Origin of the sequence: Aequorivita todarodis (assembly GCF_028561335.1) — a bacterium.
Taxonomy (GTDB): Bacteria; Bacteroidota; Bacteroidia; order Flavobacteriales; family Flavobacteriaceae; genus Aequorivita; species Aequorivita todarodis.
In genome coordinates this window covers 24,013-42,697 of the sequence record NZ_JAQQTG010000047.1, presented here as the reverse complement: position 1 = coordinate 42,697, position 18,685 = coordinate 24,013, and the positions used below count along the sequence as shown (strand labels likewise).

Annotated in this window: 16 protein-coding genes; 9 read left to right on the top strand and 7 right to left on the bottom strand. The window is 42.2% G+C overall.

Going from position 1 to position 18,685, the window contains the following annotated elements:
* Nucleotide 1 precedes the first annotated feature (1 nt).
* Complete coding sequence (locus POV26_RS12865) at nt 2-2,029, bottom strand: histidine kinase (protein WP_272856879.1); 2,028 nt, start codon at nt 2,027-2,029, stop codon at nt 2-4.
* Nucleotides 2,030-2,238: 209 nt separating this feature from the next.
* Here POV26_RS12865 and POV26_RS12860 point away from each other — a divergent pair, with 209 nt between their 5' ends.
* The 4 genes from POV26_RS12860 (at nt 2,239) to POV26_RS12845 (ending at nt 5,912) form a co-directional block, all read left to right on the top strand.
* Nucleotides 2,239-3,444 (top strand): hypothetical protein, encoded by a 1,206-nt coding sequence (locus POV26_RS12860; RefSeq protein WP_272856878.1) that lies wholly within the window; start codon nt 2,239-2,241, stop codon nt 3,442-3,444.
* A 135-nt stretch (nt 3,445-3,579) separates the two neighbouring features.
* Entirely contained in the window at nt 3,580-3,885 is a 306-nt protein-coding gene (locus tag POV26_RS12855; RefSeq protein ID WP_062623166.1) for a hypothetical protein, read from the top strand.
* Between the two features lie 50 nt (nt 3,886-3,935).
* Nucleotides 3,936-5,150: a glycosyltransferase gene (locus POV26_RS12850; RefSeq protein WP_272856877.1), complete on the top strand. Its 1,215-nt coding sequence runs from the start codon at nt 3,936-3,938 to the stop codon at nt 5,148-5,150.
* A 126-nt stretch (nt 5,151-5,276) separates the two neighbouring features.
* Nucleotides 5,277-5,912 (top strand): porin family protein, encoded by a 636-nt coding sequence (locus tag POV26_RS12845; protein ID WP_272856876.1) that lies wholly within the window; start codon nt 5,277-5,279, stop codon nt 5,910-5,912.
* Between the two features lie 72 nt (nt 5,913-5,984).
* On the opposite strand, the gene POV26_RS12840 is transcribed toward POV26_RS12845, so the two are convergent.
* A complete protein-coding gene (locus tag POV26_RS12840; RefSeq protein ID WP_272856875.1) occupies nt 5,985-7,592 on the bottom strand; it encodes an FG-GAP-like repeat-containing protein in 1,608 nt (535 codons plus the stop codon).
* A 19-nt stretch (nt 7,593-7,611) separates the two neighbouring features.
* The gene (locus POV26_RS12835; protein ID WP_272856874.1) at nt 7,612-9,000 is read right to left on the bottom strand and encodes an Ig-like domain-containing protein; all 1,389 of its coding nucleotides are present in this window, start codon (nt 8,998-9,000) and stop codon (nt 7,612-7,614) included.
* A gap of 345 nt (nt 9,001-9,345) precedes the next feature.
* Between POV26_RS12835 and POV26_RS12830 the strand changes: the two genes are divergently transcribed.
* Genes POV26_RS12830 through POV26_RS12820 form a run of 3 tightly spaced genes read left to right on the top strand, consistent with a single transcriptional unit; the run spans nt 9,346 to nt 10,868 of the window.
* Nucleotides 9,346-9,720 carry a VOC family protein gene (locus POV26_RS12830; protein WP_272856873.1) on the top strand — a complete coding sequence of 125 codons (375 nt, stop codon included), beginning with the start codon at nt 9,346-9,348 and terminating at the stop codon, nt 9,718-9,720.
* A 13-nt stretch (nt 9,721-9,733) separates the two neighbouring features.
* Entirely contained in the window at nt 9,734-10,288 is a 555-nt protein-coding gene (locus POV26_RS12825) for a dihydrofolate reductase family protein (RefSeq protein ID WP_272856872.1), read from the top strand.
* A gap of 4 nt (nt 10,289-10,292) precedes the next feature.
* Entirely contained in the window at nt 10,293-10,868 is a 576-nt protein-coding gene (locus tag POV26_RS12820; protein ID WP_272856871.1) for a pentapeptide repeat-containing protein, read from the top strand.
* Nucleotides 10,869-10,908: 40 nt separating this feature from the next.
* Here the strand turns inward: POV26_RS12820 and POV26_RS12815 are convergent, their stop codons facing one another.
* The 4 genes from POV26_RS12815 to POV26_RS12800 form a co-directional block, all read right to left on the bottom strand.
* Nucleotides 10,909-12,693 carry a serine/threonine protein kinase gene (locus POV26_RS12815; RefSeq protein WP_272856870.1) on the bottom strand — a complete coding sequence of 595 codons (1,785 nt, stop codon included), beginning with the start codon at nt 12,691-12,693 and terminating at the stop codon, nt 10,909-10,911.
* Nucleotides 12,690-13,550, bottom strand: a complete 861-nt coding sequence (locus POV26_RS12810; protein WP_272856869.1) for a PP2C family protein-serine/threonine phosphatase — start codon at nt 13,548-13,550, stop codon at nt 12,690-12,692. The genes POV26_RS12815 and POV26_RS12810 overlap by 4 nt, the downstream gene beginning before the upstream one ends.
* 110 nt (nt 13,551-13,660) lie before the next feature.
* Nucleotides 13,661-15,310 (bottom strand): trypsin-like peptidase domain-containing protein, encoded by a 1,650-nt coding sequence (locus POV26_RS12805; RefSeq protein WP_272856868.1) that lies wholly within the window; start codon nt 15,308-15,310, stop codon nt 13,661-13,663.
* A 361-nt stretch (nt 15,311-15,671) separates the two neighbouring features.
* Nucleotides 15,672-16,079, bottom strand: a complete 408-nt coding sequence (locus POV26_RS12800) for a winged helix-turn-helix transcriptional regulator (RefSeq protein ID WP_272856867.1) — start codon at nt 16,077-16,079, stop codon at nt 15,672-15,674.
* A 100-nt stretch (nt 16,080-16,179) separates the two neighbouring features.
* Here POV26_RS12800 and POV26_RS12795 point away from each other — a divergent pair, with 100 nt between their 5' ends.
* Nucleotides 16,180-16,557 (top strand): nuclear transport factor 2 family protein, encoded by a 378-nt coding sequence (locus POV26_RS12795; protein ID WP_272856866.1) that lies wholly within the window; start codon nt 16,180-16,182, stop codon nt 16,555-16,557.
* A gap of 96 nt (nt 16,558-16,653) precedes the next feature.
* Nucleotides 16,654-18,651, top strand: coding sequence for an excinuclease ABC subunit UvrB (gene uvrB, locus POV26_RS12790; RefSeq protein ID WP_272856865.1), 1,998 nt, complete (start codon nt 16,654-16,656; stop codon nt 18,649-18,651).
* Nucleotides 18,652-18,685 lie beyond the last annotated feature (34 nt).

Genomic DNA, 18,685 nt, shown 5'->3' with positions numbered 1-18,685 from the left:
TTTATGAATAAAAATAGGTTAATACAACTTTTGTCCCCAAGGGTTTATTTTCACTTTCCAGATCTATTATTTCAAGCTTTATGGATGTTTCATTTGAATGGTTGAACAACGCCAACCGTTCTCTGGTAATCTCCATTCCCATGGATTTATGCATCTTATTTTCAGAGCTGCTCGCTTTTCTGCCTATGCCGTTATCTTCAATTATTATTTTTAAAATATCGCTGGTGTCAAAGGTAATCTTCAGCAACTTTTGGCCGCTCTGGCTCGGCCTTAACCCGTGCCAAATGGCGTTCTCAACAAAAGGTTGGAGTAAAAGGGGCGGTATGTTGAACTGCGAGAGTTCTTCGATTGAGGATACATCGATCGTATAGTTGAAGGTATCGCCCATTCTATTTTTTTCCAAAGAAAGATAAAGTTTTATTATTTCAAGTTCTTCTTCCACCGAAATAATTTCACGGTTGCTGTTGTAGAGGATGCTGCGTAGTAAGGTTGAAAAATCATCTAAATATGAAATGGCATCCTCATTGCGCGAGGTCATAATTAAATGTTTTATGGAATTGAGACTATTGAAAAGAAAATGCGGATTCATCTGCGATCGAAGGGCAAGCATTTCCATTTCCTGCAACTTTTGGGTAAAAGAGTTTTTAAGCTGTTCTTCTTTTTGTTTTTCAATTTTTGAATAGAGTTGGATCAACTCCTCGGTCTTTTGGTTTATCTTTCTGTCCAGTTCCACGCGCATATTCTCTTGAAGCTGTTGGTTTTTTTGTAATTGTGTAATTAGGTTTTGGCTGGTGGTTTCCTTTTCTTTTTGAAGCAGGAAAATATTTTCTCCCAAAGCAAATGCAAAACAGAAAACTTCGGCAAGTAAGCCTGCCTGAAAAATTATAGTGGGAGCATAGGGAAAATTAAAAATGCTCTCTGGGTGGTGATTGCTTTTGGTTATCATAACATAAGAAGCCAGAACCGCACCAATAAAAAAGAAACTGTGGCCCACTACAAAGTACTTCAATAAAGGATGCTTTACTTTATAAATGATCCAAATGAGCATTACCAAATTCAATGGCAATACTATAAACCGTACGGTGGTGGTTATGTCACTAGAAATGGCAGCATCTTTCCAGAATATTAAGTAAATAAAAATAGTTAATCCGTAGAGCAAACAGAACCATCCAAAATAGTTGAGGGCCTTAGTGAGGGATTGGTTATACTTTTTAATTTCCAGTAGATTGATGATAAAAAAGATGTAAAAGCCAATAAATAGAAACTGGGAAGCCTCTGGTAACGTACCGGAACGATAAGATAAATGGAGAAAGAAATTGCCAACGCTAACGGTTGTTCCTCTCAAGGCAGCAAATGCAAAGACCAATTGAAAGAATATGTAGGCCAAATAATAGGCATAGAGGTTATGGCGCGTCCGCAACCAAAAAACCACTCCAAATAGAAAAATGGTGAATAGGGAAAGTATATAAAAAACCATAAACGCTACCGAATGCTTTTCGGATTCGATATAGTTATTGGCAAATTCTAAATAATATGCTTTTGTAAAAAGCGCGACATTTCCATTTTTTATTTTTCTAGTACTGTTGACCCTTATGAAAACTTGCGATTTTTGGGAAGGTGGCAGCACGAGTTCAGTGATGTAAAATTCTCTCTTATTGCTGCGTTTATAGAGGGGGACTAAATTACCATTCTTAAAAGTTTTAAAATCCGTACCTACTTGTTGATACACGTAGGCATAATCGTGTGCGGTAAAGCAATAAATGGGCAGCGTATCATTTGATCGGTTCTCGAGTTCAAATTTTAACCAAATGGCGGTTTCGGGTTCATTTTCGTAATTCGCATCATAAGGTTTCCAGTCGGGCGTATTTTGTACTTCTTCAAATGTTGCTTGAAGAGAAGTACGCTGTGCTTTTACTTCAGAATTATTAAGTAGCTTCAATTCTCCCACGATAGAATCGGCTGCTATCTGTGCAGAAAGTTGCCATAGGTTTGCTAAGACAATGAAGACTATAAAAAAGGATTTTTTCATCAATTAGCTAAAATACCATTCTATTTGCTAAGGTTTTTTGAAATTTTAGTATTTGGTGGTTTTTATTGAGTATTTGGTATTGCTAATAGCATTTTTCCAAATTCTAACCCACAACCGTCATATGCTAAGTGGCTGTTTTTTTCTGTACGGGTGATGAGTAGGTTTGTGCAAAGAATATTGAAAACCTTTAAATATTAAAACACTTAATTATGAAAAAACTACTGAAAAATGCTTCCGAAAAGCTAAGTCTTTTAGTGTTGTGTTCACTTGCCTTGATAGCGGCTTCCTGCTCCAGCGACGATCCTGTTGAACCGCCCGTAAACGTAGATCCTATCCAGTTGGACTGTGATTATTTTCTCGAGAACAGAACTTTGGTAGACAATCCAAACGCTCCAATAGATTATATCGTGAGCTGTGTTTCACAGGTTCGAGCCAATTTAATTGTAGAGCCGGGTGTTGTTATTGCCTTCACGCCAGATTCCGGACTTATTTTGAGAGAAAATGTATCTTCAATCCAAGCAGTGGGTACTGCCAATAAGCCTATCGTATTTACTGGAACCCAGCCAACCCGTGGTTCATGGCGTGGGATTTTTGTGGAAAGTGAAAATTCATCAAATATTATGGAATTTGTCACCGTTAGTTATGGTGGCGGTCAAGCTTTTAATAGCAATGGCGACCGCGGTAATGTTATTGTATATGCCGATGGAGCTCTAACGTTAAAAAACTGTACTGTAATTAACAGTCAAACCTCTGGCTTAAATGCGGTATATAGAAATACACGTCTCACGCTGCAAAACAACGTCTTCAATGGCAATGCAAATCCATTGCTTATAAATACCGTTTATGCCACCCAAACTTCGGCAACCGATAATTATTCGGGTAACGATCTGGACAGGGTCTTGCTTTACAATTATTCGGCTGAATTTGAGAACTCAAGCGTTTGGAAGAAAGTAAATGTACCCTACCGGGTGCTCAATACCGGTATTAGTGGCGTAAATGCAAGAGGCGAGTTGACCATTGAACCGGGAGTAACCATAGAAATGTCGCCCGGCACCGAGATAAACATCCGTGATACAGGGGGATTGAAAATGGTAGGAAATGCAGCGAATCCCATAACCATTAAAGGGGTGTCCAATACCCCCGGCTCTTGGGTGGGCATTAAGATTGACGGCACCAACCCGATGAATGAAATCGCATTTGCTACCATAAGCAATGCAGGGGAGGACCCAAGTACCAACAAAGGTGCAATTGATCTTTGGTACAATGCCAAACTGAGCGTACACGATACCCAATTTAAGGATCTTGCATCCTGCGGTGTGTACGGCAGATTGCTTGGCGGCCAAACTTCAAACCCCAATTATTCCTCCTACAATCTTACCTTTACCAACACCCCGTGTTCTGAATTTTTTGAATAATAGCCCATATAAGTTGCAACAATAGGTTTCACTATCCTTTGTTAAGAGCCTTTCGGAAGACTTACTTCTCCGAAAGGCTTTTGTTTTTTGGCGATACTTAGGTTTAATAATTATCTTTGGATAAAACCTTGCGCTATGACCAATTCTCAACGCTTCAAATTTCCAAAAACAGTCCTTTTCGGAATAACAGCACTATATATCGTATTGATGGTGGCCACTTATTTTCTTTACTACAAAGAACCCGTAATTGTCTGTGCCCAGCGTATGTTGTCTGCCCAGGCAATTGCACTGTTATTTCAAGTGGCGCTCAATTATATAAATTACCACTCAAAAAATAAAATCGTAATATTGGCCACGCTTTTTGTAAGTGCAATGCTTTTTCTCGGAGCACTTACGGCTTTCTTCAATCTCGGAATGATGTGTGAGCTTTACGGATTTTGACCAACCGATAGATTTTTTTATTCCGAAACCTGTAATTCGAAACCAAAAACTTGAAACAACTTTTAATTATCGGCCACACCTTTCCCGAGCCCAGCACCACTGCTGCGGGTAGTAGGATGATGCAGTTGATCGAATTATTCAATGAAGAAAAGTACCAAATCACCTTTGCCAGTACAGCTGCGGTTTCCGAAAAGACCGCAGATCTTCAAAGGCAGCATATTTCAATACAAAATATTAAGTTGAACGATGTTTCCTTTGATGAATTTATAAAAAAATTGAACCCCGAAATCGTCGTTTTTGACCGTTATATTACCGAGGAACAATTCGGGTGGCGGGTTTCCGAAAACTGCCCCAACGCATTAAAAATTCTCGACACCGAAGATCTTCACTTTTTGCGGAAAGCGAGGGAAGAGGCAATTAAGAACGGCAAGCCCGTTTCCGAAGCGAACCTTTTCTCAGAAACCGCTAAACGCGAACTGGCCAGCATCCTGAGATGTGATCTGTCGCTTATCATTTCAGAATATGAAATGGAACTGTTACAAAACAGGTTTAAGATTGCTTCAGAAATACTTTATTATTTGCCGTTTTTGGTAGCAGCAGTTTCAGAAAGCACTCCCGCTTTTGAGGAGCGACAAAATTTTCTCGCCATCGGCAACTTGCTGCATGCGCCCAATGTAGATTCGGTGCTGCAACTGAAAAAACTTTGGCCGGAAATAAGACAACAGCTTCCCAATGCCGAATTGCATATTTACGGAGCCTATGCCCCGCATCAAGTGGTTCAGCTAAATAATATAAAAGAAGGTTTTCTCATTAAGGGGTGGGCAGATGATTTAGAGATTGCGATGAAAACCTTTCGTGTGCAATTGGCTCCACTGCGGTTTGGTGCCGGTTTAAAGGGAAAACTTTTGGATGCCATGCGTTTTGGCCTGCCGACAGTAACTACGGAAATTGGGGTGGAAGGAATGTGCGGCGAGCTTCCTTCTGGCGGAAGCATTATTTCTTCGGAAGAAGATTTCTGCGGCGCGGCGGTACAACTATATTCCGTAAAAGCCCATTGGGTTCAGGCTCAGCAGCGAGGTTTCACAATAATCGAAAATCGTTTTCAAAAAAAAATGTTTTCCGAAGTTTTCAAAAATCAAATACAATTGCTCTTGGCGAATCTTGAAAAACACCGGCGGGAAAACTTCGTGGGGCAAATTCTTCAGCATCACACGTTGCAGAGCACTAAATATTTGGGTAAATGGATTGAGGCAAAAAATAAGTAACTGCCATATTTCTCCTAAAGCACTGAAAACCAAGGCCGGTTTTTTCTGCAAGCTACATATTCCAAATATATTTTTTTCATGGGCCCGAAAAAACTATTTTGCAGCCCTAAAACGAAAAAATTAGACATGAAAAAACACTTATACCTATTCCTCATCTTTATGCTATGGGCCTTGGGTGCACAGGCACAGCAAAGCAACCTTAGCCTTGGCTTTAAGGGCGGGGTTAATTACGCATCCTACAGAACCCCAGATGCCTTTATAGATGTATATAAAGGAAAATTGGGATTCTTTGTTGGCGGTTTTGCCAATATCGGCATTACTGAAAAATTTAAGGTGCAGCCCGAACTTCTTTTTGCAATGCAGGGCGCACGTTTCGTGTTGAAGGATATTGAAATTCGTGATGGAGCCAACAACGAACCGAAAGTCGGTGACTTAAAAAAGAATATTAACGAAGCCACGATATTACTGCCCATAATGGCGCGATATTGCATCACCGAAACCTTTTATGTGGAAGCCGGACCGCAGTTTGGCTTTATCTTGAGCAACAAGGAAAAAATAATCACATCACCGACGGACGATCCTAATTTTAACGTCCCAAACACCAAAGATCCTGACACATTTGATGCAGGACTTGCATTTGGTGCGGGCTATAAGCTCACTGAAAACTTAGGCCTCAACGCCCGTTACTATTTTGGATTGGTAAAAAGGGATTACGGCATTTATTCCTCCGTATTGAATATAGGTCTGGAATACAGCTTGTAAATTGTGCTTTAAGGAAGAGGGTGTCTAAAATTACTGTTTTGGACACCCTCTTTTTTTCCTTCTTTTAGAAACCTACTTTTTAATAAAGCGCTGCGCTTTTAAGGTGCTGCCGTCGTGAATTTTCAGGATGTAATTTCCTGTTGCCAAATTTGAAACGTCAATAGTGTTTAATTCTACTTTAGCGTCCAGTACCTTTTTTCCCTGCGTATCAAAAATGGAATAGGCTGGGTTTGTAAAATCGGTTATGTCCCCGAGGTACAAAACGTTTTGTGTTGGATTGGGATAAAGGATAAGGTTGTTAGTTATGTTTTCATCTATCCCGATGACCGTAGAACCTTCCACTACCGAAATAACTTGATCTACCGCAACGTTTTCCAGAGTGTCAACGATGCCAGAGGGCCAAGCAATGGTAAGGGTGGCAATCTCGGTATCCTGGCCAAGACCGAAATGTGTGTTGAGTGTGCTCATGTATTTAAAACCTTCGCCACTGCGCACTTCGCGAATCTGTGTTCCCAACGCTGAGGTTATGGTAACCCGCGCCCCAATACCGTTTATGTTGCTCTCCACGCCTATGGTATTGATGGTGAGCCAATGGTTTGCGTTTGCGTCATTGTAATAAATATTTCCACCCGTGAAGGAATCTATAAATCCGTCATTGTTCAAATCGCCCAAGGAGCCGTTGTTATTTGGCAGGGCGAAGGGAATCAAAGAAAAAGTTAGGTCTCCATTATTTAAAAGGATATTGCCATTGGATAAAATATCCGTATAGCCATCGTTATTGAAATCGTAGGTGCAATTTTCAATACCGGTAATAGTTAATGCGTTAATTCCCGTTGAAGCGGAAATATCGGTAAAGGTTCCGTCGCCGTTATTTCTATTTAATTTATGTGTGAAACTACCATCGCTACTTCCTACAAATACGTCCAAATAACCATCGTTATCAAAATCTGCCCAAGCAGAAGACCAAGTTTGCATATTGTCCTTTAACCCTGCAGCTTCACCTACTTCCACAAAATTGCCTGCGCCGTCATTTTGATAGAGTTGGTTTTCACTTCTTTCGTTAACGTCTCCGTTCACATTGCACTTTGCTATAAAACAGTCCATATCGCCATCATTGTCGTAATCTATCCAAACGGAACCGTAATTCCCTCCGGTGGGATAATCGCCAATATCGCCTTGATGAAAGGTAAAGGTTCCATCGCCGTTATTGATATAATAAACGCTTGGAGCCACATCGTGGCATACAAAGGCATCTAAATGGCCATCGTTGTTGATATCCACAAAGTTGGAACGCTGCGAAAACACATATTGCGGAAAGGTAATTTCGTCGTAGCCGTCGTTGTTGTTGGCTCTCATAAAAGTAACCCCATTACCCCCTGCATAAAGTAAATCGGTAAAACCGTTCTTGTCATAATCTGCAGCGGCAAGGCTCCAAGAAGGTAAATTGTCTGCAAAGGAAGTGGGGATGTTTCTCATTACAAAACTACCGTTTGGTTGTTGATAGTAAATTTGAATATTGGTTTCGTTTACGGAAACCAAATCGTCCAAAAAATCCCCGTTCATATCCACCGCGGCGCGCTCTGCCCCAGTTGTGGAAATAGGGGATGCGGTAAATGACACCTGGGCGTTTCCCATTCCGAAAAATGTCAATATTAAAAATAGCGTAAATATTTTTTTCATAATCAATAGTTTTAATTGGTTAATCACAAGGTATTGTTAGGGAATTGATCCATGCTTCCAAAACGGGAAGAAAATTGTCGTCCGTTAAGGTCCGGCCGTTCATGGGCATCCTGTATTCTTCTAAGGTTGTGGCTTGTCTAAAAAAGAGGATTGAGTTTTCAGCATCGCCGGGAGTAATGAGCTTTGCGCCATCATAGTTAGGAATCTGTAGATCGGGATCCACACAAATACCTAGGTTATCGGGATTGCTGCTTTCCCTATAAGCCAATCGCAACGAGCGTGCGCCGCAATGGCCGCCATATACGTGGCAGTGGGCGCAATTTATATCAAAATAGGAGCGAACCCTTACTTCCAGGCTCTGTGATATATCTTTCCAATTTGGAACCGTTTCAATGTTGGAAGGAATACCATTGGCCGCAATATAGCCCATTTCTTCCCATTTTTGGAGTTGGTTTGCCATCCCATCTGCATACTCATAGACGGCATTTAAATTTTGTGGTTTTGGTGCAATGGGAATGATAACATCAAACGATTTATGGCAAAGAAAACATTCCGTTTCTGAAGGAATTCTGTAATTAACGGATTTTGTTTGCCCATTTTCAATCCATTCAACGGGAACATTAAAACCATAGCCCGTTGTGTTTAGAATGGCTTCCTGTTGGGCTTCGTCCCAGATGTAATTTGCAAAAATCCAACCATCTGCTTTTTTTATCAGCAAGCGGGTCTCGATGTTTTTGGTAGTATTGTTGGGCAGAACATTTTCATAAAAGAAGGTTTTGATCAGGACACTTCCCGTGGGAAAATCTAAATTGTCCCCATCACTCACATAGGTTGCCGAAACATTATAGGGCATCCACACAAACCGCTTTTTGTGTGCGTAATCCGTAAACAGCGTGTTTATGGGCTCATACGGCAAAACACCGTAAACCGGCGATAGATCTGCAAGATTTCCTTCGTAGAAATTATAATCGGAAAGCTTTTCATACGGCACGGCATTAATGTCAAAATTTACGGGAGAAAAAGGCAAAACGGTAATGGTAACCGTGCCCGTGGCGCAACTTTGTCCCGTAGGGTCGCAAACCGTATAATCAAAAGTAACTTCGCCCACAAAAGTAACGTCCGGGCTGTACTGCACGGTATCGTCCAGAATATTTGCGGGGGTGCCGTTGTTGTTTATAACCGCTGTTCCGCTTTGTGGGGCCGTAAGGGTAATTTCACCATTTTGCGGAATGTTGGAGTCATTGGCCAGCACGGGAATTTCCAAAGTGGCATTTTGGAATACCTCGCCGCTATCGGCATTGGCAACAATGTTTAGGGGAATGTACCCAGGGCCTTCATCGTCCTTACAGGCCTGTAACACAAGGACTGCAGCCAAGAGAAGGGTGATTCGGGAAAGAGAGAATTTCATAATAATCGGTAGTAGTTTTAGAGTAATAGGCGAATTATTTTTTTCGAAAGTGATAAATGTATGAAAAACTAATTGTTCTAAAGCAATAGTTTGCAGGGTTTTGAAAATTGGGAAACTAAAATCAGCTGCAGAAGGTGTCGCGCATTAGGTTAAGATTGAAGAATAATTTTAGCTATATTGCTGTTAAAATAGCAGGCCAACCAATCAAGAAATCAGAAACAGCTGTGCACGCTCCCACCCAAATCTTTTATTTGGCACCGAAAAGGGTTTTGCGATGCGGGGTATTCTATAAAAATTGTTGCAATAATAAAATTAACTTCAACTTAGTAAACAAAACCTATCATTATGAGCCCAAAATTTGAAGCAGGAATCAACATTGCTATAAAAATTCCCAAAAGCAAATACGATAAGACGGTTGCTTTTTACAGGGATATCTTGAAGTTGGAAGTGGAAGAAAAACCCATAGACAACCCAACCATCTCCAAAACGCATGCCGTGAAATTTGGCAACAATATGCTGTGGTTGGACTGTGTGGACAATTATACGCATTCAGAAACTTGGTTGCAGCTTACGGTTCCCGACGTAGAAGAAGCTACCAGCTATTTGGAGGCCCAAGGCGTGCAAACTTGTGATGAGCTTGAAAAATTGCCTAAAAATATGCATTGGATCCAAGATCCGGCGGGCACTGTTTTTAACTTACAATCGAGGAAGATCAAATAATTTGAACATAGCCATGGGAAAGCTAATAGGCGCAATCAATATGACCCTGGATGGTTATTGCGACCACACCGCAATAACCCCGGATGCGGAAATACACCAACATTACGAACAACTTTTACTTGGGGCAGACGCCATACTCTACGGTAGGATTACCTATCAACTTATGGAATATTGGAAAACGCTGCTAAAAAATCCCTCCGGGGAAAAGGCAATGGACGACTTCGCCCTGGCTATTGACGGGATTCCAAAGATTGTTTTTTCACATACCCTTAAAACTACGGGCTGGGAGAGTGCCCGTTTGGCAGACCGCCCGCTTGTTGTAGAAGTTTTAACCCATAAAAAGCAAGCGGGCAAGAGTTTAGTGGGCTGCCGAAGTTTGATTATTCAGCTACTGAAACTCAATTTGCTGGATGAACTGCAGTTGTGCGTGCACCCTGTAATTGCCGGGGCGGGATTGCCATTGTTCGATAATTTAAAGGACAGGAAAATGCTTAAACTCATAAAGACCAAAACCTTTAAAGGAGGCGCGGTGTTGTTTTACTATGAACCGGACAAGGCCGCCAATTAATTTTATGGAAGTGAAATACACAGACGAACAAACCTTCAAAAAAGTTGACTATTCCGAAAAACCATTGGAAATAGGGGAGTATGAATATTGCACCTTCATTGGCTGTAATTTTTCGAACTCAAGTCTTGCTGAAATCCGTTTTTCGGAATGTGAGTTTTTGGATTGCAATTTCAGCAATGCCAACCTGAAAAACACTTCCTTTCAAGATGTGCAATTTAAAAACTGCAAAATGCTCGGTCTGCAGTTTGACGCCTGTAACGGCTTTGGTTTTGCCACAACTTTTGACACCTGCCAGTTGGACCATTCCATTTTCTACAAAATGAAACTCAGCAGAAGCTCCTTTATAAATTGCCAACTGCAAAGTGTAGATTTTTCCGAAGCAGATTTAAAGCACTCCAAACTACTATCCTGCAACCTGCAAAACGCGACCTTCCTAAATACAAATCTTGAAATGGCAGATTTCAGAAACGCCACAAATTATTCCATAAACCCAGCGCAAAACCGTCTGAAAGGTGCGAAATTTTCCTTACCCGAAGTTGTTGGGCTTTTGGATAGTTATCAAATTAAGATTGAGGAATAGCAAAGTTGTCCCAATTCATTTGAAATTTGAAGTAACAAGCCTATTGGACGCTGCCTCGCCGCAATTTTGCTTCAAAAGTCTGGCCGGAACGATATTTTACGGCAGTTCCGGGCTCATCGGCATATAAGCGAAACCGTTCCGACTTTAATTTCACGGTGCTTCCGTCCACTGCTTCCACCCACAGGATTACAAAGCCAATTAAAGCTTTCTTTCGGTCGTTTGACGGTACGCAGTCCACAATCTTTCCCGTTACCGCCGCGCCTTTACGAATAATAATCCTGTTTTCCGCAACCACATCTTCATTGCAAGTGAGCCGAACAAACTTTCCGTCCCGCTCTTTTTCTTCCGAAGTGATATCTTCCCTTAAGGTTACAAGAATTGTTTTTCCCGCAGGAACGTCCACAGGGGTTTGTGGAACGATGCGTTTTTTATCTATATTTTCATTGCGTTCATTGCGTTCATTGCGTTCATTGCGTTCATTGTGTTCATTGCGTTCATTGCTTTCGGTTGGTTTGGATGTGTTCGATGGCTTACTGACCGATCGGTCATTCTCAATCGTTTTTTCACTGTTGTTCCGTTTCTCTTTGGGTTTTGCTTTTTCCTCGTGTTGCTTTTGCCCAGCAATACGACGGTACATCTCGCTGGGCGTTTCCTCAAAATTGCCCGTTGTTTGATTCGAAACAACCTCTTCTGGCTCATCCGTAGGCGCTTCCCAGGTAATAACAGGGGTTTCGGATATTTCTTCCGTGTCGGCGGTATCTGTTCCTCCATTCCAAACCAAAAGGATTGCGCACACAAGTACCGAGGCTCCAAGAATGAGTAAAGACCTATTGAACTTACTAAATGCAGGGATCTTGAGATTTCCCACAGCGGGAACTTTAAACCTTCCCGAGATCGCTTTCGCCCGGGACAAAATCTTGCTGACAGAGATGATTTCGTTTCCTTTTTCGGGCTCTGTAAAAACCTGTGAAGCCCGAAGCACTTTAGTGAGTGTAGCGTGATCGAGCAGTGCGCCATCCAGACATTTCTCAATGGCCGATTTCATTTCCTTGGCAGACTGGTATCTTTTTTTCGGATTGCGGTCCAATGCCTTAAAAATAATTTTCTCAAGTGAATTAGGAACGGTGGGGTTTTCCCGAAGGATAGATTCCGGCCGTTTCTCCAGTTTGTCCTTCATCAAACTATAATCGGTATCGCTGTGAAAGGGAGGGGAGCCGCAGAGCATTTCGTACAGCATATTGCCCACGGCATAGACGTCTGTTCGCTCGTCGCCTTCATGGCCTTGAATTTGTTCTGGTGCCATATACTCTAAGGTCCCTACGGATTTCCCGTGACTGGTAATGCGCTGTGCATTGCGCATTCTTGCGATGCCGAAGTCCATGATCTTTACCTCACCTTCTTCATTAATCATCACATTGGCAGGCTTGATATCGCGGTGAATGATGCCCTTGCGGTGTGCGTGGTACAACCCGTCGAGCATTTGCACTGCAATACTCGCCGCAAGCTGGTGGGTAATTTTTTTATGGATAAAAAGCCATTCTTCGAGGGTCTTTCCTTCCACGTATTCCATGACCATCCAATAGGTATCTTCCTGAGGAATGAAGGAATAAAGATGGGTTACATTGAGATGGTTCAGTTTTGCCAGGGCGAGTGCTTCTGCCTGAAAACGTTCTCCCAGACTTTCTTCTTCTGAACCCGTATTTCGGTGAAGTTGCTTTATGGCAACCAATCTGTCAATCATGGTATCTTTTGCCAGATACACCGTTCCCATGCCGCCTTCTCCGAGCTTTTGGATAATTTCATATTGACTTCCTTGTCTGCTCATTTTGCTATAGTATGTTCTTTAGTAACCGCAGGAACTGAGGGAACTTCCGATGAAATGGCGATAAGCAAAGCGGAGAAATTGTCGGATACCTTGCGGGAGATTGCCATCGAACTGAGACACTCCAATACAAATTCAGGTTGCTCCATTAAAAGTAAGTCTTTGATGTCTTCCATGCTCAGCGCATCGTACACCCCATCGGAGCAGAGCAACAAACGGTCGCCTTCACGAATCTCCCATCCCTCAGACGTAATTTGAGGTTGGATTGTAGGCGTAGTGCCCAAGGCCTGCAATAACACATTTTTCATTGGATGGTTATCCCGTTCTTTTTCTGTAATCTCGCCGCCTTCAAACATTTGATTTACGAGGGTATGGTCTGTGCTCAATTGCCTCAACGTGCCATTCCGAAGCATATAAACACGACTATCGCCAATGTGCCCTATATAAAAAATATCTTGCTGAATAATCACCGAGGTGGCCGTGGTGCCCATTCCCTTTTGCTCGGAATTTGAATTGCCGGCGGCTATAATATTTTGGTGTGCTTCTAAAAACGCATTCTGAAGCAGTGTTTCCGGAGCTTGTTGTTTCCAGTTTGTCACGCAGTAATCAAGCAATAAATCGCAGGCCATCTTGCTGGCCACTTCACCCGCCTTGTGTCCGCCCATACCATCGGCAACCACGGCAATAAGGCTTTTTTTGTCGTTTTCGGGAAAAGAAAATGCGATGGAGTCTTCGTTGTGGTCGCGTACCGGACCCGTTTCCGAAACCGCATAGACTGCACAGGATTTTCCGTTATTGCCGATGCCGCTCGCAGTTGAATCAGGCTTCTTCTTTTTCTTCTTTGAAAACAAAAACTTCATAGTTATTGATGTTACAGGCTGGTTTACTGTCTTCCACCAGTACTGGAATCAGAACTGGTGGAAAAAGTGACAGTACTCCTCTAAAAAAATTAGTTAGTTGAAAAAAATTATTATTTAATTACTTCCTGGCGCCCCATGAGCTCCATTACATACTTAATGGGAACGGCAAAACTTATGGAGGTACCCGGCTCCCATTTGCCGGCGCTGTACACGCCCACTACGCGCCCTTTCTCATCAAACATGGGCCCACCGCTATTGCCGCCACCGGTAGAATTGATGGTAAGTTGATAATAATCTCCAAAGGTAGATTTGTAATCGTCAATCTTGCTATTTTTTTCCGAACCACGCACCATGCGCCCAACGTTTCCTGTGCTTACAGTAGGTACGGGAACGGAAGTAATATTTGGATTGCTGTTAAATACATCCTGGGAACGCTTCAGTACAAGTTGTACCGGGGCAATACCAGGATAGCCCATAACAATCGCCGGATCGCCTGGCTGGATTTCATCATAACTGTCAAAAAGTTCCACTTTTGGTAATGACTCAGGCAGATCAATTTTAATCATAGCCACGTCATGGGTGGATGAGATACGGACAATCTTGGCCGGTGTTCTTTGTGAGTTATTGGCAAAGGTCACGTCAAGATAGGTATTCACACCTGTGTATCTTCTATCGTTGCCGGGAACCCATTCGCCAACCATTTCCTTTGATACCTGCTTATCCCACACTGGTGCCATTTGTCCTTCCTTATTAGGCTCCGCAATCACACCGGGGAAGGCATAATCCTGAAAGTGAAAACTTGTAAGCCAATTGGAAGCTACGTGCCTATTTGTGGCAATAAAACCCCGCTCGTCCACCACAAAGCCGCTGCCACTGCCACCGCTCGCAATGAGGTCAAGTTCTATACCTTGATAATTACTAAATGCCTTGAGATAGTCCCCCTTTGTTACTAAATATGGTACGATCGCGCCCTGGTCATTTTGAGTATAGCCACCCTGGTACCCGATAATTTTCTTATTCTGCCATACAGGATAATAAACCTGATACATTTCCTCGCTAGATGCCGTACTTGTGAGTTTCCAGGCCATCTCTATATATACCACTTTCTCTTTGTTCGCCTTTGCTATCTCGGTAGGAGTAAAGGTGGTTTTAGGATCTCTTACGTGAACGATTTCCTTTACATTCTTGTTTTTATAAAACAAATAACCTCCCGTTGCAGCCAGCAACAAAACTGCGATTATTGTAATCACCAAACCGGTCTTACTTTTCTTTTCAGATTCGCGAATCATGTGCTGCATGGTATTCTTGCCGATACCTTCTTTTGCGGGCGGTGTTTTTTCTGAAGTGGCCTTGGGCAAATCAGTAGCAGTATGCATCTTCGTTTCTTTTGCTACGATTGGATCGATGATACGGGTCTTTTTAATATGTGACTGCGGGCGCGGATCAAGATCAAATTCAAAGGAAGGGCCTTCCTTCCCAAGCTTAACGATGTCGCCAGCAAAAAGTTCGGTTTTACCGGCAATAGACACGTCATTTACAAATGTTCCATTTTTACTATGGCTATCAGAGATGTAGAAATGCTCACGATTGGTGCTATCTTGAATAATACGGCAATGATCGCGGCTGATGGTATCTTCCTTAACGGGGTCGAAGCTTACATGGTTCTCCAATCCGCGACCTATCCGAATTTCGGGAGTGTTTTCAACTGAAAATTTTTCAACCTCTCCTTTTTTGGAGCCCGCGATGTGACGAATTAACAAGGAAATTTTTTGCTCATTCATTGTGTTTAGATTTAATTGGTTAGAATTGATTCGTAAAAAGTTGGGAATGCTGTTTACTCATTTCCACTTTACAATCATATATCGGAAAATCGGAAAAATGTCATCATTCAAATAGGGATTTATTTCTAAATTAAATGTTCTGCGCCTTTGTAGGAGCGGTTTTTTCTCTGGAGAAGGAAAATAAAACATTGAAGCCTAAGAAGGAAACCTTAATGGCGGTGGTGGGGAAGTAGTTTGGTTTTTGAGTATATTTGGAGATAATCAATTTAACCATCTAAGTGGAATAAAAGTAACAGTTGTTTTTATCCCCAGGTTGGTCGCAATACGAAAAAACGAACGGCTAACCAAATTCAACCTTCAGCTTTTCAAGATATTCGGAAACGACTTTTGATTTGTTCTTTTGGATTTGTTTGCCGAGTTCCCTTCTCGGACTGTTTTCATTGTACTTTGCCCCCCAATCCATTATCTCAATAACAATCGGAAGTAAGTCAATTCCCTTTTCTGTCAAACTGTAAATAAACTTCGACTTATTTTCGGGAGAAACTTTTTTGGACAAAATATTTTCTGCCTCAAGAATATTTAATCGATTGACAAGAATATTTGTGGCAATTTTTTCCTCTGATTTCAAAAATTCGCTATAGGATAACTTCCCGCGGAGCATAATATCCCTGATTATTAACAATGACCATTTATCACCGAAAACGTCTAACGAACAACTGATTGGACAATCCGACCTATTCTTTTTCATATCTAAAATTTTAAGCACTTGCGATTTGCAATAACATTTGTATATTTGTGGTTGTTGCAAAATGCAATAACAAATGTAATAAACTTAAAACTTCTAAAAAATGGAAAATCCAAAAACAACAAAAGAACTTTTGGAAACCTACTACAAAGGTTTTGCAATAAAGGAAGGTTGGGAAAGTGTAATTGCGGACGACTTCAAATATATTGGCGGAGATATGACAAACCGAGTTCCGATAATAGGAAAAGATGGATACATTGCAGTCATAAATCGATTTTCACGTATTTTTCAAGAAATGCGAGTAAAAACAATGATTGTGGATGGAGACAATGCCTGTGTGATTGGAAATTACGATTATCAATTTCCCAATGGCAAAAAAATAAACGGAGATGTAGCGGAAGTTTGGACTGCTAAAGACGGAAAACTAACTTCATTAACCATTTTCTTCGATACGCTGACATTTGACAAGAATACGCCCTAGTTAGCGCACGTTTGCAACGTGTGCCCACAAACAGTAGTTACACCTCAAGTCTCACAGCTATTTTCATTACTTTTGTAAAGCAATGAAAAAGAATCCATGAACTTTAAAATAGCCACAGATTTTCAACCTGCCGGCGACCAGCCCCAAGCCATAAAAGCCTTGGTGGAAGGCTTGGATGCCGGCGAAAAATACCAAACCCTACTGGGCGTTACCGGCTCCGGAAAAACCTTTACCGTGGGCAATGTGGTGCAGCAGGTGCAAAAACCAACCCTGGTTTTGGCGCACAACAAAACCCTTGCGGCACAGTTGTACACAGAGTTTAAAAACCTCTTCCCCGAAAATGCGGTGGAGTACTTTGTTTCCTACTACGATTATTACCAGCCCGAAGCGTTTATCCCGAGTAGCGGAACATACATTGAAAAGGATCTATCTATCAACGAAGAGATTGAAAAAATGCGCCTTAGCACCACTTCGTCATTGCTCTCGGGCAGGAGGGATGTGCTGGTGGTTTCCTCGGTTTCCTGCCTGTACGGTATCGGGAACCCTGCGGAATTTCAGAAAAACGTAATCAGTTTGGAAAAAGGGCAGATCATTTCCCGCACCAAGTTGTTGCACCGTTTGGTACAAAGCCTCTATTCCCGTACCGAAGCGGAATTCAACCACGGGCGTTTCCGCATAAAGGGCGATACGGTGGATGTGTACCCGGGGTATGCCGATGATGCTTTCAGAATCCACTTTTTCGGCGATGAAATTGAAGAAATAGAAGTCTTTGACCCATTGAATAACAACATAAAAGCAAAATACGACCGACTCAATATTTATCCGGCAAATATGTTCGTGACTTCGCCTGATGTGATACAGGGCGCCATCCACCAGATTCAGGACGATTTGGTAAAACAAGTGGAATATTTTAAGGAAATAGGAAAACATCTGGAAGCAAAACGTCTTGACGAGCGTACCAATTTCGACCTTGAAATGATACGCGAACTCGGCTATTGCAGTGGGATAGAAAACTATTCGCGCTACTTGGACCAGCGCCTGCCCGGTACACGCCCGTTCTGTTTGCTGGATTACTTTCCAAAGGATTATTTGATGGTGGTGGATGAGAGCCACGTAACCATTCCTCAGGTAGGCGCGATGTATGGCGGCGACCGTTCCCGAAAGGAAAACTTGGTGGAATATGGCTTCAGATTGCCCGCCGCGATGGATAACCGTCCGCTAAAGTTTGAGGAATTTGAAGCCCTGCAAAACCAAGTAATCTACGTAAGCGCCACGCCGGCCGATTACGAATTGGAAAAAAGCGGCGGCGTGTATGTGGAACAGATTATCCGTCCCACAGGTTTGCTGGATCCGCCCATTGAAGTGCGCCCGAGCCTAAACCAGATTGACGATTTGTTGGAGGAAATCCAATTGCGGGTAGAGAAAGACGAACGCGTTTTGGTAACCACGTTGACCAAAAGAATGGCGGAGGAATTGACCAAATATTTAATTCGGGTACAAATCAGGACCCGTTACATTCACAGTGATGTGGACACCTTGGAACGTGTGGAGATTATGCAGGATTTACGCCTTGGTCTTTTTGATGTTCTGGTTGGCGTAAACCTTTTGCGGGAAGGCTTGGATTTACCTGAAGTTTCTTTGGTTGCAATCTTGGATGCGGACAAGGAAGGATTTTTAAGAAGCGAGCGCTCCCTGACCCAAACCGTGGGCCGCGCCGCGCGAAACCTGAACGGAAAAGCAATTATGTATGCCGATAAAATAACCAACAGTATGCAAAAAACGATTGATAGCACGAATTACAAAAGGGAAAAGCAGATTGCCTATAACCAAGAGCACGGCATTACGCCAACGCAGATAAAAAAATCATTTGAAAACTCATTGACGAAATCGAAACAGGAGGCTTATACTTTTGAAAATGCCGAAACCCTCGCCGCCGAATCGGAAGTGGAATATTTGACCAAGGCACAGATAGAAAAGAAAATCCGCGACACCCGCAAAGCCATGGAAACAGCCGCCAAAGATCTCGATTTTATGATGGCCGCCAAGTTGCGGGATAAAATTAAAACATATCAAAAACAATTGGGGGAAGTATAAAAAATTCAAGATTTAAGGTTCAAAATTCAATACG